The 24,665-nt window shown below is 52.3% G+C and carries 24 protein-coding genes; 15 read left to right on the top strand and 9 right to left on the bottom strand.

Features of this window, described 5'->3' with window-relative positions:
* Positions 1 to 83: 83 nt before the first annotated feature.
* Genes M0P91_RS08875 through M0P91_RS08855 form a run of 5 tightly spaced genes read right to left on the bottom strand, consistent with a single transcriptional unit; the run spans position 84 to position 5,520 of the window.
* The gene (locus tag M0P91_RS08875) at positions 84 to 959 is read right to left on the bottom strand and encodes an ORF6N domain-containing protein (protein ID WP_295066415.1); all 876 of its coding nucleotides are present in this window, start codon (positions 957 to 959) and stop codon (positions 84 to 86) included.
* 2 nt (positions 960 to 961) lie between these two features.
* Positions 962 to 1,105, bottom strand: a complete 144-nt coding sequence (locus tag M0P91_RS08870; RefSeq protein ID WP_295066414.1) for a hypothetical protein — start codon at positions 1,103 to 1,105, stop codon at positions 962 to 964.
* Positions 1,106 to 1,110: 5 nt separating this feature from the next.
* Entirely contained in the window at positions 1,111 to 2,040 is a 930-nt protein-coding gene (gene rhuM / locus M0P91_RS08865) for a RhuM family protein (RefSeq protein ID WP_366934072.1), read from the bottom strand.
* Between the two features lie 2 nt (positions 2,041 to 2,042).
* Positions 2,043 to 4,415 (bottom strand): SMC family ATPase, encoded by a 2,373-nt coding sequence (locus M0P91_RS08860; protein ID WP_295066413.1) that lies wholly within the window; start codon positions 4,413 to 4,415, stop codon positions 2,043 to 2,045.
* Positions 4,390 to 5,520 (bottom strand): DNA repair exonuclease, encoded by a 1,131-nt coding sequence (locus M0P91_RS08855; RefSeq protein WP_295066412.1) that lies wholly within the window; start codon positions 5,518 to 5,520, stop codon positions 4,390 to 4,392. Before M0P91_RS08855 ends, M0P91_RS08860 begins: the two co-directional genes overlap by 26 nt.
* Before the next feature lie 347 nt (positions 5,521 to 5,867).
* Between M0P91_RS08855 and M0P91_RS08850 the strand changes: the two genes are divergently transcribed.
* From M0P91_RS08850 to M0P91_RS08825, 6 genes are all read left to right on the top strand, one after another.
* Positions 5,868 to 6,179: a hypothetical protein gene (locus tag M0P91_RS08850; protein WP_295066411.1), complete on the top strand. Its 312-nt coding sequence runs from the start codon at positions 5,868 to 5,870 to the stop codon at positions 6,177 to 6,179.
* Positions 6,180 to 6,473: 294 nt separating this feature from the next.
* The gene (locus M0P91_RS08845; RefSeq protein ID WP_295066410.1) at positions 6,474 to 8,504 is read left to right on the top strand and encodes an FIST N-terminal domain-containing protein; all 2,031 of its coding nucleotides are present in this window, start codon (positions 6,474 to 6,476) and stop codon (positions 8,502 to 8,504) included.
* 1 nt (position 8,505) lies between these two features.
* Positions 8,506 to 10,335: a PAS domain S-box protein gene (locus M0P91_RS08840; protein WP_295066409.1), complete on the top strand. Its 1,830-nt coding sequence runs from the start codon at positions 8,506 to 8,508 to the stop codon at positions 10,333 to 10,335.
* Entirely contained in the window at positions 10,320 to 10,712 is a 393-nt protein-coding gene (locus M0P91_RS08835; protein WP_295066408.1) for a response regulator, read from the top strand. Before M0P91_RS08840 ends, M0P91_RS08835 begins: the two co-directional genes overlap by 16 nt.
* Positions 10,709 to 11,659: an ABC transporter substrate-binding protein gene (locus M0P91_RS08830; RefSeq protein WP_295066407.1), complete on the top strand. Its 951-nt coding sequence runs from the start codon at positions 10,709 to 10,711 to the stop codon at positions 11,657 to 11,659. The genes M0P91_RS08835 and M0P91_RS08830 overlap by 4 nt, the downstream gene beginning before the upstream one ends.
* Positions 11,659 to 13,194: an ATP-binding protein gene (locus tag M0P91_RS08825; protein WP_295066406.1), complete on the top strand. Its 1,536-nt coding sequence runs from the start codon at positions 11,659 to 11,661 to the stop codon at positions 13,192 to 13,194. The genes M0P91_RS08830 and M0P91_RS08825 overlap by 1 nt, the downstream gene beginning before the upstream one ends.
* Here the strand turns inward: M0P91_RS08825 and M0P91_RS08820 are convergent.
* Positions 13,169 to 13,483, bottom strand: coding sequence for a GIY-YIG nuclease family protein (locus M0P91_RS08820; RefSeq protein ID WP_366934071.1), 315 nt, complete (start codon positions 13,481 to 13,483; stop codon positions 13,169 to 13,171). The two genes, M0P91_RS08825 and M0P91_RS08820, sit on opposite strands and share 26 nt — an antisense overlap.
* Before the next feature lie 226 nt (positions 13,484 to 13,709).
* On the opposite strand from M0P91_RS08820, the gene M0P91_RS08815 reads away from it, so the two are divergent.
* Entirely contained in the window at positions 13,710 to 14,138 is a 429-nt protein-coding gene (locus M0P91_RS08815) for an Hsp20/alpha crystallin family protein (protein ID WP_295066405.1), read from the top strand.
* A gap of 11 nt (positions 14,139 to 14,149) precedes the next feature.
* On the opposite strand, the gene pcm is transcribed toward M0P91_RS08815, so the two are convergent.
* The gene (pcm, locus tag M0P91_RS08810; RefSeq protein ID WP_295066404.1) at positions 14,150 to 14,767 is read right to left on the bottom strand and encodes a protein-L-isoaspartate O-methyltransferase; all 618 of its coding nucleotides are present in this window, start codon (positions 14,765 to 14,767) and stop codon (positions 14,150 to 14,152) included.
* A gap of 13 nt (positions 14,768 to 14,780) precedes the next feature.
* Positions 14,781 to 15,119: a TraR/DksA C4-type zinc finger protein gene (locus M0P91_RS08805; protein WP_295066403.1), complete on the bottom strand. Its 339-nt coding sequence runs from the start codon at positions 15,117 to 15,119 to the stop codon at positions 14,781 to 14,783.
* A 137-nt stretch (positions 15,120 to 15,256) separates the two neighbouring features.
* Here M0P91_RS08805 and M0P91_RS08800 point away from each other — a divergent pair, with 137 nt between their 5' ends.
* From M0P91_RS08800 to arfB, 8 genes are read left to right on the top strand one after another with little or no spacing between them, the layout of a single operon-like run.
* Positions 15,257 to 16,120 carry a hypothetical protein gene (locus tag M0P91_RS08800; RefSeq protein WP_295066402.1) on the top strand — a complete coding sequence of 288 codons (864 nt, stop codon included), beginning with the start codon at positions 15,257 to 15,259 and terminating at the stop codon, positions 16,118 to 16,120.
* A gap of 6 nt (positions 16,121 to 16,126) precedes the next feature.
* Complete coding sequence (locus M0P91_RS08795) at positions 16,127 to 18,274, top strand: xanthine dehydrogenase family protein molybdopterin-binding subunit (RefSeq protein ID WP_295066401.1); 2,148 nt, start codon at positions 16,127 to 16,129, stop codon at positions 18,272 to 18,274.
* A complete protein-coding gene (locus M0P91_RS08790; protein ID WP_295066400.1) occupies positions 18,271 to 18,726 on the top strand; it encodes a (2Fe-2S)-binding protein in 456 nt (151 codons plus the stop codon). Before M0P91_RS08795 ends, M0P91_RS08790 begins: the two co-directional genes overlap by 4 nt.
* Positions 18,723 to 19,544 carry an FAD binding domain-containing protein gene (locus tag M0P91_RS08785; RefSeq protein WP_295066399.1) on the top strand — a complete coding sequence of 274 codons (822 nt, stop codon included), beginning with the start codon at positions 18,723 to 18,725 and terminating at the stop codon, positions 19,542 to 19,544. The genes M0P91_RS08790 and M0P91_RS08785 overlap by 4 nt, the downstream gene beginning before the upstream one ends.
* Entirely contained in the window at positions 19,531 to 20,271 is a 741-nt protein-coding gene (locus M0P91_RS08780) for an XdhC family protein (RefSeq protein WP_295066398.1), read from the top strand. The genes M0P91_RS08785 and M0P91_RS08780 overlap by 14 nt, the downstream gene beginning before the upstream one ends.
* Complete coding sequence (locus tag M0P91_RS08775) at positions 20,268 to 20,840, top strand: nucleotidyltransferase family protein (RefSeq protein WP_295066397.1); 573 nt, start codon at positions 20,268 to 20,270, stop codon at positions 20,838 to 20,840. The genes M0P91_RS08780 and M0P91_RS08775 overlap by 4 nt, the downstream gene beginning before the upstream one ends.
* Positions 20,837 to 21,271 carry a DMT family transporter gene (locus M0P91_RS08770; protein WP_295066396.1) on the top strand — a complete coding sequence of 145 codons (435 nt, stop codon included), beginning with the start codon at positions 20,837 to 20,839 and terminating at the stop codon, positions 21,269 to 21,271. Before M0P91_RS08775 ends, M0P91_RS08770 begins: the two co-directional genes overlap by 4 nt.
* 2 nt (positions 21,272 to 21,273) lie before the next feature.
* A complete protein-coding gene (arfB, locus tag M0P91_RS08765; protein ID WP_295066395.1) occupies positions 21,274 to 21,696 on the top strand; it encodes an alternative ribosome rescue aminoacyl-tRNA hydrolase ArfB in 423 nt (140 codons plus the stop codon).
* 13 nt (positions 21,697 to 21,709) lie between these two features.
* On the opposite strand, the gene M0P91_RS08760 is transcribed toward arfB, so the two are convergent.
* The gene (locus M0P91_RS08760; RefSeq protein WP_295066394.1) at positions 21,710 to 24,460 is read right to left on the bottom strand and encodes a PAS domain S-box protein; all 2,751 of its coding nucleotides are present in this window, start codon (positions 24,458 to 24,460) and stop codon (positions 21,710 to 21,712) included.
* Positions 24,461 to 24,665 lie beyond the last annotated feature (205 nt).

Below are 24,665 nucleotides of genomic sequence, written 5' to 3'. Positions count from 1 at the left end.
CTCAAACATCTTTTTAATCTCCCTTTTCTGAGAGATCAAAAATATCTGCCGATACGATTCGCTGATCGTGTGAAACGCTTCCATCACCCCTCCAACCTACTCAAAATATCAAAACTCTCCCTCTCAAATTTCGAAAAAGCGAACCATTTTTTTCCTAAATCTTTGAGACTGGCTCCTATGTGGTAGAGCTCTTTGCCATCGAGGATGAGGAATCGGTCGTGCGAGGCGTCGAACTTTTTGAGGGTGATTTTGGGGTATTGGGCGTTGTGTTTTTTGAGGTCAAGTTCTAATTGCGGCGTGATGTTTTTGGTGTAGAGGGTGGCGGTGACATCGGGGGCTCTTTTGGAGAGCATGGTTAAAACACTCTCATCGAGGTAATTATCGACAATCACGATACTTTTCTTAGCACTTTTGATAAGGTCTGAGACGAAGAGATAGGCATCGTACACCTCTCCGTCGTAGAAAATACCTTGCGTCGGCTTGATCGATTTTTCTTCTATGGCTTCAAAAAGCTTGTTGAATTTTTCATCGTTGGAGAATTGTTTTTGCTCTAATGTTTCGAGTCTTTGATATATAAGTGCGTTATTGGAGATGAGTTTTCTCATGGCTACAAAGCTTCGGATGATTTTTACACTGATATCGACGGCAATATCGCTTTTTAAAACGGCACTGAGCATGGATACCCCTTGTTCGGTGAATGCATAAGGGTTTGTGCTTGAATGTTTGAGTGAATGGAACCGGTCACAATTTGTGACCAGTTCATTTTTTTCCGTAGTTGTCAGCTGAAATCTAAAATCATCGGGAAATCTATTCTCATTTCTTTTGACTGCTTGATTGAAAACTTTTGTCTCCACTTCATAAAGCTCTGCCAAATCCCGATCAAGCATCACTTGCAACCCTCTGACGGTGAAGATTTTGGTTTTGATGTTTTCTTCGTCCATTGTTACGATTTCATTCATATTTATAACTCCACCACTCTCTCAAACATCTCCTTGATCTCCGTTTCATGAGAGATTAGAAATATCTGTCGATACGATTCGCTGATCGTGTGAAACGCTTCCATGATCTGGATCCGCCGTTCCTCGTCGTGACTTTTAAACACCATTCCCATCACCTCTCTAATCTGCTCAAAATATCAAAACTCTCCCTCTCAAACTTCGAAAAAGCGAACCATTTTTTCCCTAAATCTTTTAAGCTTGCTCCTATGTGGTAAAGCTCTTTGCTATCGAGGATGAGGAATCGGTCGTGCGAGGCATCGAACTTTTTGAGGGTGATTTTGGGGTATTGGGCATTGTATTTTTTGAGGTCGAGTTCTAATTGCGGCGTGATGTTTTTGGTGTAGAGGGTGGCGGTGACATCGGGGGCTCTTTTGGAGAGCATGGTCAATACACTCTCATCGAGGTAATTATCGACGAGGACGATACTTTTCTTAGCACTTTTTATAAGGTCTGAGACAAAAAGATAGGCATCGTAAACCTCTCCGTCGTAGAAAATACCTTGCGTCGGTTTGATCGATTTTTCTTCTATGGCTTCAAAAAGTTTGTTGATTTTTTCGTCTGTTTGGAGTTGTTTATTTTTCATTTTGGTTTGAAGTAGTTTCAAATCATTTTCTAAAAGAGTTATTTTCTGCTCTGTGAGTTTTGTACTGTTTAATACATATCCGTTTTGAATATAGTTTTTAAGAACTCCATTCGCCCACTGTCTAAATTTTGTTGCTTTTTTTGAGTTAATCCTGTAGCCCACCGAGATAATCATATCAAGATTATAAAAGTTCATATTTCGTAGTTTACCGTCTGGTGCAAGTTGTTCCAAAATGGAACAGGTTGTATTTTTACTCAGTTCATCCGTTTTGTAAATATTGCCGATGTGCTTTACGATTGCCGGACGGTTCACGCCAAATATGCTTGCTATATCGTTTGCACTGAGCCATATATCATTATCATTGAGAGGTATTTTAAGTTCAATTTCTCCCGTATTGTATATGACCACATCCGCTGATTGCATCTGTTTTCTTTTTTCGGTTGTTACTATTTCATTCATATTTACAACTCCACCACTCTCTCAAACATCTCCTTGATCTCCGTTTCATGAGAGATCAGAAATATCTGCCGATACGATTCGCTGATCGTGTGAAACGCTTCCATGATCTGGATGCGCCGTTCCTCGTCTTGGGAGCCGAATACCTCGTCGAAGGCTAAAAACCCGATATTACCGCCGCCGCTGAGTTCCCCCAGTGTTTTGGAGATGGCGATACGGAGTACGAGATTGGCGAGATCGATCTCTCCGCCGCTGAACCGCTCGATGGGGTAGCGTTCGCCGTTGTCGTAGATGTAAAAGTCGAATTCGGGAGAGACCTCGATGTGCTGATAGCGTCCGCGGGTGATGCGGCTGTACATCTCGCTGGCGACTTCACCGATGCGGGGGGCGACGCGGGCATTGATATGGGTTTTGAACTCACTCATGACCGCTTTGAGTTTCTCGTAGTCATCGCGGTCGTTTTCTCTGGCTTTCAGAGAGGCTCGCTGTGCCTCGTCCCGCTTGATCTCTTTGTCGATCGCTTCGATGTCGCGGCGGATGTTGGTCTGCTCTAGCACTAAGCCGTTCAGTTCGACCCCTTTGGCATCTTTTGCGGTTTCGGAAGCTTTGGCATGGGCAATCGCTTCGGTATGGCTCTGCTCTTTGTAGGTATCGGCGGCGATCAGGGCTTGGAATGAAGCGATAGAAGCCTCATCGGTTTTGATCTGGGTTTGGAGCGCTTGAAGCGCTTCGGTTTTCATCGGGATGGTGGCGATGAGGGCTTCGAGTTTGATGAGCTCTTCCACCTGCGGTTTGAGAGCTTGATACTGTTCTTTGAGTGCATTGTGGGCGTTTTCATCGTAGGTGATGCTCCCAAGCTCAGCAAGGGCGGCTTTGTTACTCATCCCCCGTGTTTCGACCTCACGGAACAGCTCTTGGGCTTTGAGGAGGTCTTTGGATTTGCTCAGCAGGAGGGCGATTTGGGTTTGAACTGTATTGCATTTGAGCTGTGCCTCGTCGCTTGTCTTTTGAGAAGAGGCTTTTTGCTCGCTCAGGGCGTTGAGGCGCAGTTGCAGGAGATCGATCTGCTTTTGGTAGACCTCATTGATCTCAGTGTGGAGCGAGGTGAGGACACTGTCATACTGCTCCATCAGAGGACGGGTGCAGGTGGGGCAGGAGGATTCCCGTCCCAGATCGGTGATTGTGGCGACCTGTTTGGTCACTTTGGCGATATTGGAGCGGTGGGAGCCGATCTCAGAGGTGAGGGCGGTGATCTCGGTGTCGAGTTTCAGAAGGGTCGCTTTGAGCTCTGCGAGGGCGGTTTGATCACTTTGGAGCTGTTTTTGCAGATCCTCCAGCGGCATGATTGTTTTGGTGAGCTGTGCCACCTCCTCTTTGCGTGCAGTGTACCCTTTTCGCAACTCCTCTTGTTCTTTTTCCAAACCTGCTTTTTGGAGGAATTTGGTTTTTAGCTCGTCCTGAGCTTTTAGCGAGTGTTCCAATGATGAAAGTTGCGTTTTGAGAGGTAGTTGTGCCGTGTAATGGCTTTGGTGGGCATTGAGGGTTTTTAGCTCTGTTTCGAGTTCGATGAGCTGTTTTTGGTGGAGGGTTAGGGTCTGTTGTCCTTTTTCGAGGGTATCGAGTTTCTTTTGCCGCTCCTCTTTGGCCCTCTGGTGGGTCTCTACGAGTGCTTTGGCGGCTTCGTAGGCGGTTTTGAGTTTTAGTGATTCCTCGGTGAGGGTTTTGAGGTTCGCTTCGAGGCTCTGGGAGAGGGCGGTTTTGGAAGCCAGATCGTCGCGGTGCTGTTTGAGAACGTCGTCACTGAGCAAGAAGCCCGAAGCATTTTTGAGTTCGCGGTTGAGTTCGCGCAGCTCCTCGCGGATCATCTCCTCGATTTTGTCAATCTTCTCCAATCCCAGCAATCGGCGCATCATCGCTTTGCGCTCGTCGTTTTTCATGGAGCTCAGAGCCGTCAGCTCTTTTTGGGAGGCGAAGACCGTGTGTAAAAACGCCTCTTTCCCCATCCCCAGCAGTTTGGTGACGGAGGCGGTCACCTCTTTGGCTCCCGTGGCGATAGACGCATCCCCCTCTTTGAGGGTGGCGTAGGCGGTGAGGGCTTTGCCTCGAAACTCTCGTATCGCGGTGTAGCTTTTCCCCTCGATCTCAAAGTTCAGCTCGACTTTGACCCCTCCGGTGCTTCCGGCGGTGGGGATTAATTTTTTGTCTGTTCGGTTTTCCCCGTAAAGGGCGAAGAATACCCCATCAAAGATCGTTGATTTCCCACGACCGTTACGTCCGAGGATGCCGCACAGACCGCTCTCAAAAGTGATCTCATACGAGGCGTAGCGTTTGAAGTTCTGGAGTTTGAGCGATTCAAGCGTCATTATTAACCTCGTCATAGCGTGCAAAGAGTGTCGAAACTTTGGAATTTAGACGGGTGAACTCTTCGGGTGTAGAACTCTGCTCTTCCAAGAACGCTCCGAAATATTCCTGCAACGAGGCGGCGTTCACGCTCTCCGTCGCGGCGGAAGCTTCACTACGTCGGAACTTACGTTGCACTTGAACATTGAGTGCGGTAGGGAAACACCCTTCGATATCGCGGTTGGCAATGTCGATCGATTGGGTCGCGCTCAGGTTTTCGATCGTGACGGAGAGAAGCGCCCCCTCAACGTCTAATGATGCACCACGAGAGCGTAGGGTGTCGAAAATATCCGCTGATTCCCCGGCATCGATACGGAGGCGGTGACTGGGACGGAGAGTGATAGGATGAAATGTCACCTCAAGGCTCTCTCCCAGTGTAATGAGGGCGTATCCCTTGTCGTTACGGGCATCGGCGCTGCTGGTCCGCTCGCTCGATCCGGCATAGTAGACGTTAGGGTGTTTTCCGACACTCCCAAATCCGTGCCAGTGTCCGAGGGCGACGTAATCCATTTTTTCAAACAGATCCTCTTTTTCACGCGGATACACCCGCTCGCCATACTCCTCCATCATAAACTGCGCCCCGACGGAGCAGTGGAGCATCATGATATTGCGCTTATCCTCATCCACCGAGGCTTCGCACTCTTCGATCGCCGCGAAATTGGCCGCTTCGTCGTTGATATGGGGGATGCAGTGGAAGGTGATATCATCAAATACGACTTTCTCATAACGCTCTTCAAATACGGGATAGATGTGATCGAGGGTCCGCAGAGCGGCGAGGATCGGGGAGGCGGAGCGGGTGCGGGGGGTCGAGTGGTTTCCCGCGATGATGATCGTCGGGATCTGAGCGACACTAAGACGTTTGAGCTGTGTCAGACAAAAGCTGATGGCACGGTTGGAGGGGTGAGGGCGGTGAAAGAGGTCGCCGGTGTGGATGACGTAATCGGGTTTGGTTTCGAGTATCGCATCGATCACCTGAGTAAAGGCATCGTAAAAATCGGCTTCACGCTGATTGATACCGGTCTCGTCGGTAATGTCAAGATCGTTAAACCCCAGCTGGGTGTCGGAGAAATGGAGGATTCTCAACGGATGCCTTTGCGGAATAATATAAATTTTCACAGAATATAATATATTGGCTTAAAAGTCGGAAAAGTCCCTGAATAACTGACCTTATGCATTTTGTTTAAACACGTGCGAAAAGGGAAACTTTGCTCCCGTATCCGAAAGATACGGGGAGCTTCAGGTTGGCTTTTTTAGCTTATACCAAACTTTATTAGCTAGGCATACTCTCGTCATTCCGTGCTACGACACAAAATCCAATGCAAGAAATAGATCCCGTATCAAGTACGGGATGACAAAATGCATATGTACAGTTAAAGATAGACGGTATAACCTCCGTGGTCATCGAATTTCTGTGGTAAAATTCGCATCCTATGAAACAGACCATTATCATGAAAACCCGACAGATTCTACGCAATCCGAAAGCGCAAAAAGCGCTGCAATCGTTGAAACCGGAAAAAACCGTATGGGGATTTTTCGGGGTCCTCCTTTTTTTTATCGTTCCGGAGATTATCGCCTTTATCTGGGGGGGTGAGATTACCGCTTATGCCCGTGAAGCGCTTCTTTCCGCCGTTTCCGCCCCGCAGCGGTACTATTATGAGATGCTGATCATGCTGTTTAACGAGGGGGGGAGCTGGTTTAATCTTGGATTCGGGGTTCTCCTTCTCCTCTGGCTTTTTTTCTAACTGATGTTACGCACTTTTCGCTCATCGCCCGTAAAGTGGCAGGGATTAGGGTCCCTACAACCCCCAAAACAAGCGAAGCGCTCCCGAAGGGATGTTTCCTGAAACGCTACCCGCATCTTCCGGATGCGGGAGAATAATTCCCCATATTGCACTTTCTAGGGCAAGGTGCGTACCATTAGTTTCTAAATCAACGGCTCCTTGTGGGTATGAGAGGGGAAAATTATCACAATTAAATCAAAAAAATGGTAAAATTGAGATTATATTAATAATTTCCCCCCCCATTGAGGATCGCTGATGCACACCCATAATCTTTCGATCACGACGGTAGAAGAGCTCATTCCTCTCCTGAAAAACAGTAAGATCAAAGATAATAAATCACTCCTGATTCAGGTTTTTTGCGGGATTTTGCAGACGCCGTTTATATATGAACTGCGTTCACTTCTCAAAGGGCGATTCCCCAATGCCGCGCTGATCGGAGCCACGACCGACGGGGAGATTTGCGAGGGGAGGGTGTTGAACCATGAGTGCATCATTTCGCTGACCCAGTTTGAGAGCGTTGTTCCGGTCGTTGCCGCCATCCGGGGGGAAGATTCGTATGCCATCGGCAAAACAATAGGGTCGCGACTCATCGATGACTCTACCCGGGCATTGATCCTTTTCGGGGCGGGGATAAAACAAGACGGGGAGGCGATCGTCCGGGGGATCGAGGAGATCAGCGATACGGTGATCGTCGCCGGGGGGCTTGCCGGGGATGATGGGCGTTTTAAAGAGCCGGTCGCGTTTACCTACGATGATTTCGTCCAAAACGGGGTTGTCGGTGTCGCTTTGGGGAGTGATCGGCTGCGGATCATTACCGATTACAGTTTCGAATGGGAACTGTTGGGGCGTCCGATGGGTGTCACCCGTGCCGAGGGGAACCGACTGTATACGATCGACGGTGTGCCGGTAGCTCAGGTCTACGGACGCTATTTCGGCGAAAAAATGGCAGCGGAGATTCCGCGCTCTACGGTCGAATTCCCCTTTATGATCGATCGCAACGGGTTACAGATCGCCCGTGCTCCGGTCGCGCTGCATCCGGACGGTTCGGTGACGCTGGCGGGGAGTATCCGTGTCGGCGACAGGGTGTGTTTCGGATTCGGAAACCCTGAGAACATTCTGGACCCCTCTCAAATGCTTTCGCAACGGATGGAGGAGGAGATGGAGTCGATTTTTGTCTTTTCGTCGATGGCGCGGCGCCGTTTTATGCCTGAGCTGATCGAAAACGAGATCCTCCCCCTCCAGTCGCTGGCACCGACCAGCGGTTTTTTCACCTACGGGGAGTTTTTTCACGTCCCCGGATCGAACGAGATGCTCAACCAGAGTATGACGATGATCGCGATGAGCGAGTCGGAGAAAAAAAACCGACGCAGCAGCAGGCTCCCCGTTCGCGATGAGAGCGGCTTTAGCAAGACGCTCAAATCGTTGACCCGGTTTGCCAATTCGGCGCTGGATGAGATGGAGAAGATGAATACGAGTCTTGAAGAGAAAGTGTTGCTCCGGACACAGGAGCTTCAGAAACTCAACGACGAACTCGAAGAGCGGATCGCCGAGCAGGTGGTCCAAAACCGGGAAAAAGACCAGATACTCTTTGAACAATCGCGCATGGCGGCGATGGGGGAGATGATCAGCTCCATCGCCCACCAATGGCGCCAGCCTCTCAACGCGCTCAGCCTGACGATTGTCAATCTGCGCGATGCCTATGATTTTCAAACATTAGACGATGACAAAATGGAGAAATTCAGTGTGAAATCGCAGCGGTTGATCCAGAAAATGTCGACGACGATCGATGATTTTCGTAATTTTTTTATTGCGGACAAAGAGAAGAAAAGTTTTTCCCCCGCTGCGGTGATCCGTGAAACGGTCGCTTTGATCGATGCCTCGCTGAAATACCACTCCATTGAACTCGATCTTGAGCTGGATACGCCAGAGGAGCTCTACGGATATCCGGGGGAATTTTCTCAGGCACTGCTCAATCTGATCGCCAATTCCCGGGATGTCCTTATCGAGAAAAGGAGCTTAAGTCCGAAGATTAGTATAACGGTCCAAAGCCGAATGGAGACGATGGAGATTACAATTTCGGATAATGGAGGGGGGATTGCCGATGCGGTCCTTCCGAAAATATTCGACCCCTATTTTACGACCAAAGAGCAGGGGAAAGGGACGGGAATCGGATTGTATATGACCAAGATGATACTCGAAGATCACATGGGGGGGAAAATCACCGCCCACAACACGCACGAGGGGGCGCAATTTGTGATCATCCTTCCTCATCCGAAAGGGAAATGATATGAGACAAACGGTGTGGGGCAATCTGACGATGCTGTACGTAGAGGACGAAGAGGAGACGCGTGAAGAGCTCTCCACCTATCTGGAACTTCGCGTCGGAAAACTGTTGGTGGCCGCCAACGGCGCCGAGGGGCTGGAGCTGTTTGAAAAAGAGAGGCCCGACCTGATTTTGACCGATGTGACGATGCCGGTCATGGACGGATTGGCAATGTCCAGAGCGATCAAAGCGATGAGCCCCGACACCCCGATCATCCTCTGCACCGCACTCGGAGACCGTCATCAGCTGGGAGAAGCGATCAATATCGGGATTGACGGGTATGTCCCCAAGCCCGTCGATCCCGATCGTCTGGCCAAAACGGTTCTCAAGGAGGCGCAGCGGCTTTATGATCGTGACACCGTCACGAAACAATCACGCCTTCTGGAACACTATCGCACCGTTGTGGATGTCAGTGCTCTGGTAACCAAAACCGATGCGCGAGGGATAATTACCTACGCCAATGAGCCCTTTTGTACCATCAGCGGATATACCAAAGAGGAGTTGATCGGAAAATCGCACAGTATCGTTCGCCATCCGCAGATGAAATCTGCGGTGTTTAAAGAGATATGGGAGACCATTCAAACCGGAAAGGTTTGGCGCGGCATTGTCAAAGACCGGGCCAAATCGGGTGAGACGTTTTATCTGGACACGACGATTCTGGGATTGCGCGACGAAGAGGGGGAGATCCGCGAATACATTGCGATCCGTTATGATGTGACGGAGCTGAAAATGTATCGTGAGGTGCTCGAACAGCAGCTTGACCGCAGCTATACGACTCTGAATGAAAAGGTGACGGCGATCCGCGAATACGAAAAAGCGATCAATATCAACAGCGCCATCTCCCGAACCGACGGCGAAGGGAAAATGACGTACGTTAATACGATGTTTTGCGATCTTTTGGGGTATGCGTCTTCCGAACTGATCGGAAAAACGCACCGGATATTCCGTCCCTTGGATGGGGATGAGGCGGTGTATGACACGTTATGGAAGACGATTCAGGAGAAACAGATTTGGCAGGGGAGCCTGAAATACGTCCGAAAAGACGGTACATGGTGTTATCTGGATACGGCGGTCATCCCGATTCTCGATACGGCGGGGGAGATTGTCGAATTTATGAGTCTGTGCCACGATGTCTCTGAAATCGTCCACCTGAACAAAGAAATCGAAGCGACGCAGCGCGAAGTGGTCTTTACGATGGGCTCCATCGGGGAGAGCCGGAGCAAAGAGACGGGGAACCATGTCAAGCGGGTCGCCGAGTACTCCCGTATTCTGGCTCTTCATTACGGATTGGATGAGGCGGAAGCCGAATTGCTCAAGCAGGCCTCTCCGATGCACGATATCGGGAAAGTGGGGATACCCGATGCGATTCTCAACAAACCGGGGCAGCTCACCCATGAAGAGTTCGATATTATGAAAACCCATGCCGATTTGGGGTACGAGATGCTCAAACACTCCGAACGTCCGATTCTCAAAGCGGCGGCGACGGTGGCGCGCGAACATCATGAAAAATGGGACGGAAGCGGCTATCCGAATAAAAAATCGGGGGAGGATATCCACATCTACGGCCGGATCACCGCCATTGCCGATGTATTTGACGCTCTGGGAAGCGACCGTGTTTATAAAAAAGCGTGGGAACTCGATAAAATTCTGGGATTGATCCGCGAAGAGTCGGGACGCCATTTTGATCCCGTGCTGGTGAGTATCTTTTTTGACCATTTGGAAGAGTTTTTGGCGGTGCGGGAACAATACCGTGATACGATCGAAGCGAAGGAGCCGGAGTGCGGGAACAATTAAATATTACCCTTTTGTATGTCGAGGATGATGAGGATATCCGCGAAGAGCTCTCATTGTACCTCGGGCGCAGAACGAAACGTTTTTTTGCCGCGACAAACGGAGCCGAAGCGCTGGAGATACTGAGGATCGAAAAGCCCGATATGATTTTGACCGATGTCCAGATGCCGGTGATGGACGGGATTGAACTGATACGCCGTGTCAAAGCAATCGATCCAAAGATCCCGATTATTGCGTTGACCGCGTTCAATGCATCGGATTCGCGGTTGGAAGCCATTATGGAATTAGGGGTAAGCGGGTGCGTCGGCAAGCCGGTTGAGTTGGCAAAACTGATGCACATGATCAAAGTGTTTTTACCCGATCCGGGGGAGAACGGGTGAAACAGCTGATGGTTCTGATGGCGGTGTTATGGCTGTTGACGGGGTGTTCTCTGGTGAAAAAGCCCGAAGAGGTGAGGGTAGGGATCGTCTCCTGGCCGGGATATGAGCCGTTGGCTCTGGCCGATTTGTTGGGGTATTATCCGAAAGAGGAGATCAAAATTATCCGTTTCCCCTCGATTATCGATGTTTTGGGGGCGATACGCAACGGGACGATCGATGTTGCTGCCCTGACGATTGACGAGAGTCTGGTCTATGCGCAGGAGAATCCCGATATCCGCGCTTTTTTGGTGTGCGATTTTTCAAACGGAGGGGACGGTGTTGTCGCCAAAGAGGGGATCACCCGTCCCGATCAGCTCAAAGGGAAACGGATCGCAGCGGAGGAGTCGGCACTAAGCGCCTACATACTGGAACGTTTTTTGGCCTTCGGCGGCTTAACCCATGCCGATGTCACCGTTATCCCCGTCAATTATGATTTTCAATTGCAGGTATTTTCCACCGATCAGGCCGATGCGCTGATCACCTACAACCCGGTCAAAGAGCAGTTGGAAGCGCAGGGGGGAGCGGTGTTGTTTGACAGTACCCAAATGCCCGGAGAAATCGTCGACGTTCTGATCGCCAGTGACACGGTCCTCAAAGCGAAAAAAGGATCGATTGAACATCTGGTCGAGGGGTGGTACCGATCCGTAGCCTACATGAAAAAAAATCCCCGGGATGCTCATAAGCGGATTGCCGCGTTGGAAGGGATATCCGAAGCGATGTTTGTCCGCTCTTTGGAGGGGATCAAGATACCCAGCCGTGACGAATCGGCATGGATGCTGAACCGCCATCCCGGATCGCTGTACAAAACCTCCCGAGGGTTGATCGAGAGTATGCGTTCTCAGGGACTTTTGCGAAAAGAGGTGACGTTTGAACACTTTTTTACCCACGAATACAACGGCGCTGAGTGATGTTTAAGCGGCTCTCGTTGCGGTACGCGCTGCCGCTATGGATTATTTTTTTGACCCTTTGTTTCACGATCGGTGAAATCGCCTATACCCTCAAAAGTAGAGAGACGTCGATCTACAACAACTTTCAGCTGCTTCTGCGTTCGGACGGAAACCGTCTTTCGGCACAAATCGAACAGATTCTCCGTGAAAAAAACAGCTTGCCGATACAGCAGCAGGAGATCAGACGGTTGTTCAGTCTCTACCTGACCGGTTCGATGACGGATCTGCTGTTGCTGGATCGTCACAACGAGACCATTGCCTCGGGCAGTGTCTATCACCGCAGCGACCCCCTTTTCAAAGGGGATGAGGAGGCCGTAGGGAAAGTTGCCAAAAGCGGTACCAATATCATTGTGCATGATCGGCACCATCGGACGCTGCAAGGATTTTTTTCGGTCAGAATGCCCCCCAAGAGGGGGGAACTCCATCATGACGGATACGGTACCCTTGTGATCTCGGTCTCGTACAGCAGAGCACTGGATGATGAGTATCTCAATGCGTACGAGTCGCTTTTCCTCCGTTTGTCGGCCATTATGATCGTTATTATTGCGATTATCATTTTTTTGAGACAGCGTGTCATTAGTCCGATCGCATCGATGTCGGATACCATCGCCAAAATTGCCAACGGGGATGCCGGTGCGCGGATGGATCTGGCCGCCAGAGACGAACTCGGAGAGATCGCCGATTCCTTCAACCAGATGGTTGAGACGCTGAATCGCCAAAAAGAGGAGCTGGAACGGTATAAAAATGATTTGGAGGCGCAGGTTGCGACGGAGATTTCCAAACGGCGTGAGCAAGAGGCGATTATGATGCAGCAGTCGCGTATGGCGGGAATGGGGGAGATGATCGGCAATATCGCCCACCAGTGGCGTCAGCCGCTTAACGCGTTAAGCCTGATTTGCATCAATGTCAAGGATGCGTACGATTATGAGGAGCTGACGTCTGAATTTCTTCAGAAATCGACCGCTAAAGCGGAGGTATTGATCCGGAAAATGTCGACGACGATCGATGACTTCCGAAACTTTTTCAAACCCGACAAAGAGATCGGAGCGTTTAATCTAAAGGATACGGTGGATGAGGCCTATGGATTGGTCGATGTCGCTTTTACCCAACAGGGGATTGGCGTCGATATCCGGATTGACCCCTCTTTGGAAGTGAGGGGGTATAAAAACGAGTTCTCTCAGGTGATCCTTAATCTGCTGAATAACGCCCGGGATGTGTTAGAGGAGCGCGCGGTGAAGGAGAAAAAGATTCACATCCGTCTCCTCAGAAAGGGAAGCCATATCGTCCTGACCCTGCAAGACAACGGCGGAGGGATCCCTCAGGCGGTTCTTCCCCGGATTTTTGACCCCTATTTTTCGACCAAAGAGGAGGGAAAAGGGACGGGAATCGGTCTGTACATGTCCAAGACGATCATCGAAGAGCATCATAAAGGGGTATTGCATGCTTCCAATGAGGGGGAGGGGGCGTGTTTTACGATAATCCTCCCCGCCCTTTAGAGATACCTCCCTTTGTCCCCGTTACGAGTGCTTCTTTCTGAATCTTGGAGAGTTTTTTAATCGCGGCTTCTTGTTTGAGGGCGTCGCTTTTCGTCCCGCAGCTCTCCTGATAGACGAGGCTCACGGGGCGTCGCGAACGGGTATATTTGGCCCCTTTGGCAGAGGCGTTGTGCTCTTGGACCCGTTTGAGCGGATCGAGGGAAATCCCGGTGTAGAGGGTTCCGTCGCTGCACCGGAGGATGTAGACGGTATAGGAGGGGTTGGGGCATCGGTAAGGCTCGATCATCATATCCTCTTCTAGCGGTATCAATCAAACTTATTGTAGCATATACGACCCCTTCGGCCCTGTTAAAATCGTGTAAGACGTTTTGAATCGGGATAATTTTTTGGTTACAGTTTGGTTGCAATCTATTTTATTTTATTGAATGTTTAAGGATTCTGGGTTAAAGTGATCGGATGTAGATAGAGTGACGATTGTCGCCCATTTCTGCAAATTTTCGGAAAAAGGATCTTCTATGTTACTTACACGATTTGACCCGTTTCATGAGTTACGCACGCTTGAAAAGAGAATCAGTGACGCGTTTTCATCCGATCTGAATAAAGAGGTGTTGTCGAACTTTACCCCGTCGGTGAACACGAGAGAGGGGGAGTACGCCTACCATATCGATGTGGATCTTCCGGGGGTAAAAAAAGAGGATATCAGCGTTAAAGTGGAAAATAATCTCTTAACCCTCAAAGGGGAGCGGAAGAGCAAAGAGGAGGTTAAAAAAGAGAACTACTACAAGATAGAGAGTAGTTTCGGCAGCTTTACCCGCAGTTTTGTCCTGCCCGACACCGTTGATGCCGAAAATATTCATGCCGAGAATAAAGACGGAGTTCTTGAAATCACCCTCCCTAAAAAAGCATTGCCAAGCGTTTCAGCCAAACAAATCGACATCCAATAAACGGCGATATTCTAAGGGACAATCAGGGGGACAAAACGAAATCCGTTCAGTTCGTACGCTTCGATTTTTCCCTCCCCGTTTTTGGTGATGCGCCAGATGCTGTTTTGGATCGGAATGACCAGTATCCCCCCCGTTTTGAGCTGATCGATCAGGGATACCGGCAGTTCGGGGGCACTGGCGGAGACGAGTATCCGGTCATATAGGTGCCCCGGCTTTCCTAGAGCGGAGGGGTCGGCCGGCTCTATCGTCGCATTGCGGATGTGTACTTTGGCCAGATTTGTACGGCCGTAGTCGACCAGTGAAGCGATCCGCTCCACCCCCTCTACCCGACCGCTTTCTCCGACCGCCGCCGCCAGAAGCGCCGTCGTCCATCCCGATCCCGATCCGATATCCAATACCTGCCCATTTTCAGGGGGGGCGAGCATTTCGAGCATAACGGCGACCGTAAAAGGCTGCGATATGGTTTGCCCCTCGCCGATGTGGAGGGGGTAGTCACCGTACGCATCTTTTTGAAACGGTTCGGGGACAAAAAGGATGCGGTCGCACCGTTCAAAGGCCCTGATCAGGCAAGGGGTGCGCAGGATGCCGGAGCGGATCAAATGGTCGATCAGCTGCTGATTGGTATACATGACGATAAAAGGGTTAAGCCCCGACGACGGTGCGTGCCGAGGGATACGCTCTTAAGCGCTTAAGGGGGATCGGTTCCCCGGTTTTTTCGCATAAACCGTAGGTGCCGGAGTGAATACGCCCTAATGCGGCTTCGATCTCCTGCATCTCCGTATTCAGCCGATTGAGAAGCGCCTGATCGTTGGTATTGTCAATTTGCCTCTCGGAGAGGTCCTCGTCATCCCCGACATCATTTTCGCTTCCGATACTGTGTACCTCCGTTTTAAGCGCTTCGATATTTTTCTGAATTCTCTCTTTTTCGGTTTGGAGGAGTGTCGCAAACTCCTTGATATCCAGATCCGTCCGTGGTGCCATTAGAGATCCTTTTTGGAAGATTTTTTGCAATGAAAGATCATAGCACATATTAGACTTCTTGCATAACCTTATTTTTTTTGACATCGACTCGGCAATTTGGGTACACTAAACAACTTTTATAACGTTGGGAAATACGAATGAAACAGATGATGCAGATTTACCGGGCCAACCGTGAAGCGGTGGAGGGATTTTTACTGACGACGATCAGCGACACTCCCCAACACGATTTTGATGAGGTACAGGTAAAAAACTTTTTCAAACGGCTCCCTTGCCTGAGCGATCTTTACGTTATGGACCCCAAAGGGGAACAGATTACCCCGACGTGGCGCCGATCGGGTCACGATGCGTCGATGCAGGGGAGTGACCGGGGCTATTTTATCAACCGTATCCGGTTCGACGATCACGGCAACTATATCTCCAATCCCTATATCTGCGCCAACAGCGGCCAGCCGAAAGTGTCAATCGCCCATAAATATCCGGACGGAAAAATTGCCGTATTTGATCTCGACCTCGTCGCGGTATTGACCAAAATGCACCTGATCGACAGTGACCGCCTTATTTCCAAGCTCTCGGTATCGGTCTATGCGCTGCTGGGGGGAGGATTGGTATTGCTGGCACTCTTTTTGGGGGTTTACGGATTGATCGGATTTGTCAAAGCGGTGATCTATTTCGGAGACGAAACCCTCCATTATGTTTTCAAATCGATCATCGGGATTACCCTCGCGATTGCGATCTACGATCTGGCGAAGACGATTCTGGAGCAGGAGGTATTTTACCGTTCCCTGACGCTGGAGGAGGGGCATGAGTACGCGACCCTGACGAAATTTCTCACCTCGATCATCATTGCCCTCTCGATCGAATCGCTGATGGTGGTGTTTAAGGTGGCGATTAACGATATCCGCAATATGAATTATGCTTTTTATCTTATCAGCGGGGTCGGAATCCTGATCGTTTCGATGGCGGTACTCAACTACGTCAGCCGTAAAAAAAGAGAGGAATAGAGGGCGGTGCAAAACGGTTTGCTGCGGCGCGATGCTTGGCCGAAGATTGCCGGGACTCTGGGGTATCTGGACGATCTCCCATTCGAGGGGCTGCACGGCGCTATCGTCCGCAGTACGGTCGCAAGGGGGATTTTACGCCGGATCCTCTACGATCCGGCCTTTGACTGGTCCCCTTTCGTCATCGTTGAGCCGGCCGATATCCCCGGCGAAAATGTTTGCCCCGGATTGATGGAGGATCAGCCGTTTTTATCGGGGGGTGAGATCCGATTCTACGGTGAGCCTCTTGCCCTGATCGCTTGCGCCGATCTCCCCCTTTTGCGCGATGCGCTGAAACATATCCGCATCGAAGCCGATCCTCTGGAGCCGCTTCTTTCACTGGAAGCGGCCTCCTCCAATGCCATCACCGTCTTCGGTAACGACAACAGCTTTAAAACGATCGAGATTACCAAAGGGGATACCCAAGCCGTTTTTTCCGATCCGGCGCAGCGTCTGTTCGAGGGGCTCTACGAAACGGCGGGACAAGAGCACCTCTACCTCGAACCGCAGGGGATGGAAGCCCTCTACCGCGAAGGGGTGATCGTCGTCAAGGGGTCGATGCAGTGCCCCGGCTATGTCGCGGGTGCGTTGAAACGGCTCAGCGGCGAGACGGTCGAAATAGAGCAGACCCCGACCGGCGGCGGATTCGGGGGCAAAGAGGATTACCCCTCCCTGATCGCCGGATATGTCTGGCTGCTGGCCCGTAAAAGCGGCCGTAACGTCCGGATTGTCTACGGCCGAAGCGAGGATATGGCCTATACGACCAAACGCCACCCCGCACGGATCTCCTACCGTACTGCCATAGACCCGAACGGAAAGATCGCGGCGATGGAGGTAAATTTCGAGATCGATGCGGGGGCCTATTGTACCCTCTCCCCCGTCGTCCTTTCGCGCGGGGCGCTCCATGCCTGCGGCCTTTACGATTTTTCCTCCGTCTCACTTCTCGCCCGGGCCCTCGCGACCAATACCCCCCCCTCCGGAGCGTTTCGCGGCTTTGGGGCGCCGCAGGCGATTTTCGCCCTTGAACGGCATATGGACGATCTGGCCCGCTGGATCGGGGAAGATCCTCTCGATTTTCGCCGCCGTCATCTCCCCGGTGCGGGGAGCACGACCCTCACCGGAGCCCCCATTCGCGAAGCCGATGCATTGAGAGATCTACTGGAGCGTGCGGCATCCGAATCCGATTATACCCGTCGGCGTGACGCCCTGAGTGTCGGCACTACCCCTTTGCGGGGGATCGGGATGGCCCTCTTTATGCATGGGGGGGGCTTCACCGGAAGCGGGGAGTCGTTTTTGGCCAGCCGGGTCCGGCTGGAAGCGGGAGAGTCGGGGCGGGTCACGATCCGTATTATCAGCACCGAGATAGGGCAGGGTGCCTCGACCGTTCTTCCGGCACTGGTGGCGCAGGAGCTGGGGATCTCTGCGGAACTGATCGACTACGCCCTCCCCAATACCGCGACGGGGAGCGACAGCGGCCCTACCGTCGCCTCCCGGACGACGATGGTGATCGGCGATTTGCTGTGCCGCGCCGCCCGGAAACTTCGGGAGGCATTGAACTTTTATGCCGATGACGAAGCGTTTCGTACGGCGTTGAAACACCATCTAAAACGGGGGGGAGAGAGGGTATTTGAATCGGTATTTTCTCCCCCCGGCGACATCGTGTGGGATGAGGAGCATTATCGCGGAGATGCCTATCTGGGCTACTCTCTGGGGTGCACGGTTGCCGAAGTACAGATCGATCCGATCAGCTACCGGGTGCGGGTGATGGAGCTCTACGCCCTCAGCGACATCGGCAGGGTCGTCAACCCCCTTTTGGCACAGGGGCAGGTGTACGGCGGGATGGTGCAGGCGATGGGATATGCCCTGACCGAAGAGCTGATCTATCGCGACGGACGGTTGCTGAATCCTCGACTCTGTGATTATATGATCCCCGTCGCCGCCGATGTGCCGCCGATGCGGGCCGTATTTGTGCAGAGCGACGAAAAGCCCAAAGGGCTCGGGGAACTGCCGATGGACGGTGCAGGTGCGGCGATCGCCAACGCCGTAGCCGATGCGCTGGGGATGAGGATCACGAAACTCCCCATCACGCCGCAGACGATTTTGGAGGCATTGCGATGAAACTCAGCTTTACCCTCAACGGCCATCCGGTCGAAGTGGCAACCGAACCGACACTCTCCCTTCTCGAACTTCTGCGTCGTCATCTCAACATTACTTCGTGCAAAGAGGGGTGCGGCGAGGGGGAGTGCGGGGCGTGTGCCGTGTTCGTCGACGGTCGTCTCGTCAATAGCTGTATCTACCCCGTCCTCTCGCTTCAGGGCGTCGAAGTCACGACGCTGGAGGCTCTGATGGAGAAAACCCGGAATCTTCGGGAGAGCTTTGAGCGCCACGACGCGGCTCAGTGCGGGTTCTGTACCCCCGGATTGGTCATGGCGGCTTACGATTATCTCCGAAACGGCGGTTCCCCCGATCCTGAAGCGGTGAAAACGGCGCTGGACGGGAATCTGTGCCGTTGTACCGGGTATCAGAAAATCATCGAAGCGATTGTCGATGCATCAGGGGAGGAGCAATGAACGCATTCGTCCCCCGTACGCTGGAAGAGGCGCTCCGTTTTGCCGGCGAGAATCCCCTTTATCGAATCCTTGCCGGGGGGAGCGATTTACTGCTTGAACTTCAATCGAAAAAAGGGTGCGAAGGGGTAATCGGACTGGGAAAAATCGATTCGTTAAAATCGATCCGGATTGAGGCAAATGAGGTATCGATCGGGGCGATGGCAACCGTGGCAGAGATCATGGAACATCCGCAGATGGGGGTAATTTTCCCCGTTTTTAAGCGGGCTTGCATGGAATTCGGCTCCCGTCAGATCCGCAACGTCGCGACGGTGGGGGGAAATATCGCCCACGCTTCACCTGCCGCCGATCTCGTTCCGGTGCTGCTGGCGCTCGGAGCCCGGATCGGGATCGAGAGTGCGCAGACACAGCGCCATTGCAGTGTCGATGAACTGATCCTCTCCCCGGGGCATACGGCGCTTGAGGCGGGGGAGATTATTACCTCGATTAGTATTCCCTCTCAAGAGTGGAACACCCACTATTACCGCAAAATCGGGCGGCGAAGCGCGCTAAATATCTCCGTCGCGTCATTGGTTGCCCTCGGGTCGAAAAAAAGGGATGAGGGGTGGGAGGTGCGTCTGTGCGGCGCATCGCTTGCCCCTTCGCCGCGACGGATGAAGGGTGTCGAAGCGCTCTTCGCCGAGGGAATACCCGAACGTGAAGACATACTGGATGCTCTGAAGCGCGATATCGATCCGCACAGCGGTTTGCGGGGGAGCGCGGAGTACCGCCTCGCGGTGACGGCCAACATGATAGAGGAGTTTGCCGATGCGCTGGATTGATGATGCCCAAGCGCTGCACGATGAGGGGGTTCCCTTCGTCCTCGCGACCCTGATCGAGTGTGCGGGGTCCGCCCCGCGCGAAGCGGGGGCAAAAATGATCATTCCCCGCACGGGAAACGCAAGGGGAACGATCGGGGGCGGTGTCCTCGAAGCGGCCGTTATCGCCGCCTCGCACACGCTCCTCATCCACGGCGGGAGCGAAATCTTCGAATACCGTTATCCCCAGAGCGGATGCGGCGGAGGGGTGAAGGTGTTTTTGGAATACGTTGCCCCCTTGCGGCGGCTCGTCATCTTCGGCGGCGGTCATATCGGCCATGCCCTCGCATCGGTGATGGCGCAGACGTCGTTTCACGTACGGGTGATCGAGGAGAGACCCCAGACACTGGAGAAGTTCGACTGGCCGGAGGGGATCGAGATCGTATCCCTGCCGTTTGAACAAGCGGCTGAGGCGTTATTGCAGGAGGAGAACCTCGTATGCGTCGTTGCCGGATTCTCGGCCCATCAGGATACCCGGATACTGAGTGCTCTTATCCCCCTTCAGTGGCGCTATCTTGGAGTGATCGGAAGCCGTAACAAAGGGGAGCGGCTACGGGAACACCTGCGCGCTCACGCGGTCTGTGAAGAGCGGATGGAACGGTTTTTCTGCCCGGCCGGAGCGGAGGGGATCGGGAATAAACTCCCCGGCGAGATCGCCATCAGCATCGCGGCACAGATCCTCGCGCTATGATCACGGCGATCCTCCTCGCCGCCGGCGCTTCGACACGCACGACAACTCCGAAACAGCTGTATAGGATCGGGGGTATTCCTCTCGTCGTCCATCAGATTGAGGCTCTCCTCGCCGGCGGGGCGGATCAGGTTATCGTCGTTATCGGCTATCATGCCGAAGCGGTGCGTGCGGCGGTAGGGGAGAGGGAGAATCTTTGCATCGTGCAGAACCCTGCCCCAAAAAAGGGGATGTTTTCCTCCCTGTGCGCCGCTTTGGGTAAATCCCCTTCGGAGGGAAAACTGCTGATCCATCCCCTCGACGTGCCGCTGGCGGCTTTGTTGGTGAAGCGGATGGATGCTTTGGACGCACCGATCATTATTCCGGTATACGAGGGGCGCAGCGGGCATCCCGTACTTATCGACGCCGCGCTTGCACAAACGATTCCCTCTTCGGGGGTTGAACGGCTGGATCGGTGGCTGGAAGCACACCGGGAGAGTACCGTGATGATTCCGGTCGACGATCCGAACATCTTGTATAATGCCAATACCGATGCCGATTTGGCCCATCTTTTTCCAAGTGAGACACGATGAAACTTTTTTATCTACTGATCGCTTTCGGTGCCGGGATCGCATCGTCCCTCCAAAGCCTCTTTAACGGCCATTGGGAGCAAAAACTCGATCTCAAAACCATCCTTCTCGTCAATGCCTCTGTGGTCATGGTCGGGGCGATAGCGTACTATCTGTTTTTAGCCGGACGAGAGGCAGGGAAAATCGAATGGGCACAGATGAGCCCTTCGATCCTCGTGGGGGGAGTGTGCGGGATAGTGGTTATCGCGGCGATGGCACTGGCATTCCCCCGGATCGGCCCTCTTTCGACGGTCACCCTTTTTATCGCCGGGCAGATGGCGGCAGCGATTGTGATCGGCCATTTCGGCATCCTCGCAATGGCGCAGCCGCTGGATGTCACGAAAATGATCGGGGCGCTGCTGGTCGCTTCGGGCGCCTATCTGGTCTTGCGCTAATCATGCCGGAAATCACCGAGTCTCTCACCATCCCCGACGGCGAGATCGAGATATCCGCCATCCGCTCCCAGGGAGCCGGAGGGCAGAACGTCAACAAAGTCTCCACCGCGATCCATCTGCGCTTCGACATCAACGCCTCATCGCTCCCGGAGCGCTACAAAGAACGGCTGCTGTCCCTCACCGACCACCGGATTACGAAAGAGGGGATACTCAACATCAAATCACAAGAATCACGAAGTCAGGAAGAGAACAAGGAAGCGGCGCTGGAGCGGCTCAGGGAACTGATCAAAAGCGTCATGGCGACGCAAAAAAAGCGTAAAGCGACCAAACCGACCCGCAACTCTCAGAAGCGACGCCTCGACAGTAAGACGAAGCACGGGAACATCAAGCAGATGCGGGGGAGAGTTGACAAAGGGGAGGGGTGAAATGAGTCTACTCTTAACTGCTAAAGCGAAACCCTTTTTCATTAAAAAGATGGAGACAGGCATCGACGACGCTCGGGTCATAGACGATTCCTCTCCCCCGTTTGATCTCCTCAAGCGCCGCATTAATCCCCAGCGCCGGTCGGTAGGGGCGGTGGGAAGACATTGCTTCGACGACGTCGGATACCGTGATGATTTTTGCTTCGAGTAAGATCTGATCCGCCACCAGCCCCTGCGGATACCCCGAACCGTCGAGTTTTTCGTGATGCTGTAGAATCATCCGGGCAATCGGCCAGGGGAACGTGACCTCTTTGAGAATATCATATCCTGCCTGCGGGTGGGTCTGTATGAGCATAAACTCGATAGTGTTGAGTTTGCCGGGTTTGGAGAGGATCTCCGATGGTATCTGTATTTTTCCCAGATCGTGGATGATGGAGGCGAGATGGATGCCGTTGACCTGTTCTTTGGGCAAGCCCATTTCTACGGCGATAGCCGTTGCCAGTTCGCTCACGCGCCGCTGATGACCGGCGGTATAGGGATCGCGTGCCTCGACGGTCGCCGCGATCGTCTGAATCGATTGTTCAAGGCTCTGTTGCAGGATGATCGAATGGTTTTCATGTTCCACACGGGTACGCAGAGTGATGATACCGTAGGCGAGGTCATTGGAGAGCTCCTCCAGCAGCCGGACCTCTTCTTCATCAAACGCCTTGTTCTCGGAGCTATAAATGTTCAGAGCCCCGAACGTCTTGCCGGCATGAGAGAGGGGAAGGGCGATGCTGGAGAGATAGCCGTGAGCCAAGGCGGCCTCTCTCCAGCGTGTAGATTCCGATTCGTGTGCGATATTTCGGCACAGCTGTACCTTTGCGCTTCGTATCGCTTTGCCAACCGGCATCTGCCCCTCTTCGTTATCGCCCCAGCTAAGATGTTCTATCCAATATTGCTCCTCCTCGAAACCTGCCCATGCCATAGGGGTAATGCTCTTTTGAAGGTCCTCGTTGGCATAGTCGACCACCGCCAGCGCGTATCCCCCCTCTTGAACAATGACCTTTGTGACCGTTTTCAGCAGTTCATCTTCATCGGTCGCCCGTACCAGTGCCAGATTTCCCGCAGAGAGGGTTTTAAGGGCTTGATTGGCACGATTGAGGGATTGTTCGGCATTTTTGCGTTCCGTGATATCCCGTACAATAGCAACCCGATATTCATGGGCATTTTGAACGAGGGACATACTGATCTCGACCGGAAATTCGGAACCGTCTTTGCGACGATGGCGGGTTTCAAATAAGACGGCCCCCTCTGTTTTCACTTCATGATCCAGCTGTTGCAATTGAGACTCGGTTATTGCGGGATCGATAGCACGGACACTCATCGACAGCAACTCCTCACGGGTGTATCCCAGAGCGCGGCACGCGGTCTCATTCACATCCACGAACCGGAGCGTCAGGGGATCAAGGACTTCGATCGCATCGCTGGAGTGGTCGAGGAGGGTACGAAACAGTTTCAGCACCTCCTGCGCCGCTATGCGCTCAGTGACATCCGTCCCTATAGCGATCAGCCCTATGGTGCCCCCCTCTTCATCCTTCAGGGTTTTGTCATACCATTCGATCTGCCGCTCTTCTTTCTGTTTCGTTATCAGCGTATTAACATTCCCCTGTGTCTGGATATCATCGATGGCTTCCAGAAACAACGCTCTTGTTTTTTCCCGATCCGGTTCGGGAAGAAAGGTATTAAACCAATCTTCCCCTTCAACTTCGTGAAGAGAATAGCCTGAAAGTGTTTCCATGTAGTGATTGAACCGGACGATACGCCCTCTTGGATCGAGGATCAGGATAATGACCGGTGCCGTCGCAATCAAACGTTCGGAAAAGTCCCGTTCGCGTTGAATCAGAATTTCGGCATTTTTCCGTTCGGAAATATCGCGGATGATACCGATCGCATTCCAATGGCCGTTTTTCATGACGGATGAGAGGGAGAGCTCTATCGGAAATTCATCCCCCCCTCTTCGCAGAGCGGTTAATTCGAGTGTCTTTCCGACAGCCGCCCCTTGCCCCGTTTTTTTGAAATGGACGAAAGCATGATCGTGGGCGGCATGAAACCGCTCAGGGGCGATCAGCGTATGTAAAAGTTGACCGGTGGCCTCTTCTTCGGAGTAGCCGAACAGTGTTTCGGCCGCGTGGTTCCAATAGGTGATTTTCCCCGCATCGTCCATCATGAGGATGGCATCTTGGGCCGTAGTGGTGATGCTGCGAAATTTTTCCTCGCTCTCGCGCAATGCGCTGATAAAATTTTTGCGTTCCGTGATATCTTCGAGGATATGTACGGAATAGAGATACTCCCCCGATTCGTTATGGATCGGATAGGAACGTGAACGAAAATCGGTACCGTTCACCTCAATCAGATCTTCATCTCCCCGGATTTCATTCTCGATGCTATTGAGACACTGGGGCAAAGGGAGGTGGGTTTTGGGGAAAATTTCAAAATAGGGTTGGCCGATGATGTGTTTGAAAGGGAGGGAGGCGTAGTGTTGATAAGCGCGGTTGCACCTCAGGATGCGGAAATCTTTGTCGTGGATAAAGATCAAATCTTCCACCACGTCCAACGCGGCAATCCACTCTTGTTCGGCATATTCGATCTGATGACGCGTTTTGAGCAACTCTTCGGTTAGCCGATTCACTTCAGCCTCTCTGAGGAGGCGATCTTTTGTGGATTCGGCCAGTGCACGCTGCGTCGTTTCGAGCTCTTTCTTTAGGATATCGATGGTTTGTGTCATTAGGATGCCCCTTGCACAATAAAAAAAATCATTATGTTCGCAACTATTATATCATGTTGTTTGAATGAAGCGTTAACCGGCTTCTCAGGAATCGAGAAGTGAGGAAGAGAACAAAGACGAGGCTCCGGAAACTGATCAAAAGCGTCATGACGATGCACGGGAATATTAAGAAGATGCGGGGGAGAGTTGATAAAGGGGAGGGGTG

Source organism: Sulfuricurvum sp., assembly GCF_023229695.1.
Taxonomy (GTDB): domain Bacteria; phylum Campylobacterota; class Campylobacteria; order Campylobacterales; family Sulfurimonadaceae; genus Sulfuricurvum.
The sequence above is the reverse complement of the archived record's forward strand: the minus strand, read 5'-3'. Positions and strand labels throughout refer to the sequence as shown.

Bases quoted from the DNA above. Each gene is read 5' to 3' on its own strand.
- M0P91_RS08805 (WP_295066403.1), bottom strand. From the start codon at position 15,119: ATGGCACCACGGACGGATCTGGATATCAAGGAGTTTGCGACACTCCTC.
- M0P91_RS08875 (WP_295066415.1), bottom strand. From the start codon at position 959: ATGAATGAAATCGTAACAATGGACGAAGAAAACATCAAAACCAAAATC.
- M0P91_RS08760 (WP_295066394.1), bottom strand. From the start codon at position 24,460: ATGACACAAACCATCGATATCCTAAAGAAAGAGCTCGAAACGACGCAG.
- M0P91_RS08870 (WP_295066414.1), bottom strand. From the start codon at position 1,105: ATGGTGTTTAAAAGTCACGACGAGGAACGGCGGATCCAGATCATGGAA.
- M0P91_RS08840 (WP_295066409.1), top strand. From the start codon at position 8,506: ATGAGACAAACGGTGTGGGGCAATCTGACGATGCTGTACGTAGAGGAC.
- M0P91_RS08815 (WP_295066405.1), top strand. From the start codon at position 13,710: ATGTTACTTACACGATTTGACCCGTTTCATGAGTTACGCACGCTTGAA.
- M0P91_RS08860 (WP_295066413.1), bottom strand. From the start codon at position 4,415: ATGACGAGGTTAATAATGACGCTTGAATCGCTCAAACTCCAGAACTTC.
- M0P91_RS08825 (WP_295066406.1), top strand. From the start codon at position 11,659: ATGTTTAAGCGGCTCTCGTTGCGGTACGCGCTGCCGCTATGGATTATT.
- M0P91_RS08785 (WP_295066399.1), top strand. From the start codon at position 18,723: ATGAACGCATTCGTCCCCCGTACGCTGGAAGAGGCGCTCCGTTTTGCC.
- M0P91_RS08845 (WP_295066410.1), top strand. From the start codon at position 6,474: ATGCACACCCATAATCTTTCGATCACGACGGTAGAAGAGCTCATTCCT.
- M0P91_RS08780 (WP_295066398.1), top strand. From the start codon at position 19,531: ATGCGCTGGATTGATGATGCCCAAGCGCTGCACGATGAGGGGGTTCCC.
- M0P91_RS08770 (WP_295066396.1), top strand. From the start codon at position 20,837: ATGAAACTTTTTTATCTACTGATCGCTTTCGGTGCCGGGATCGCATCG.
- M0P91_RS08790 (WP_295066400.1), top strand. From the start codon at position 18,271: ATGAAACTCAGCTTTACCCTCAACGGCCATCCGGTCGAAGTGGCAACC.
- arfB (WP_295066395.1), top strand. From the start codon at position 21,274: ATGCCGGAAATCACCGAGTCTCTCACCATCCCCGACGGCGAGATCGAG.
- M0P91_RS08775 (WP_295066397.1), top strand. From the start codon at position 20,268: ATGATCACGGCGATCCTCCTCGCCGCCGGCGCTTCGACACGCACGACA.
- M0P91_RS08850 (WP_295066411.1), top strand. From the start codon at position 5,868: ATGAAACAGACCATTATCATGAAAACCCGACAGATTCTACGCAATCCG.
- pcm (WP_295066404.1), bottom strand. From the start codon at position 14,767: ATGTATACCAATCAGCAGCTGATCGACCATTTGATCCGCTCCGGCATC.
- M0P91_RS08820 (WP_366934071.1), bottom strand. From the start codon at position 13,483: ATGATGATCGAGCCTTACCGATGCCCCAACCCCTCCTATACCGTCTAC.
- M0P91_RS08800 (WP_295066402.1), top strand. From the start codon at position 15,257: ATGAAACAGATGATGCAGATTTACCGGGCCAACCGTGAAGCGGTGGAG.
- rhuM (WP_366934072.1), bottom strand. From the start codon at position 2,040: ATGAATGAAATAGTAACAACCGAAAAAAGAAAACAGATGCAATCAGCG.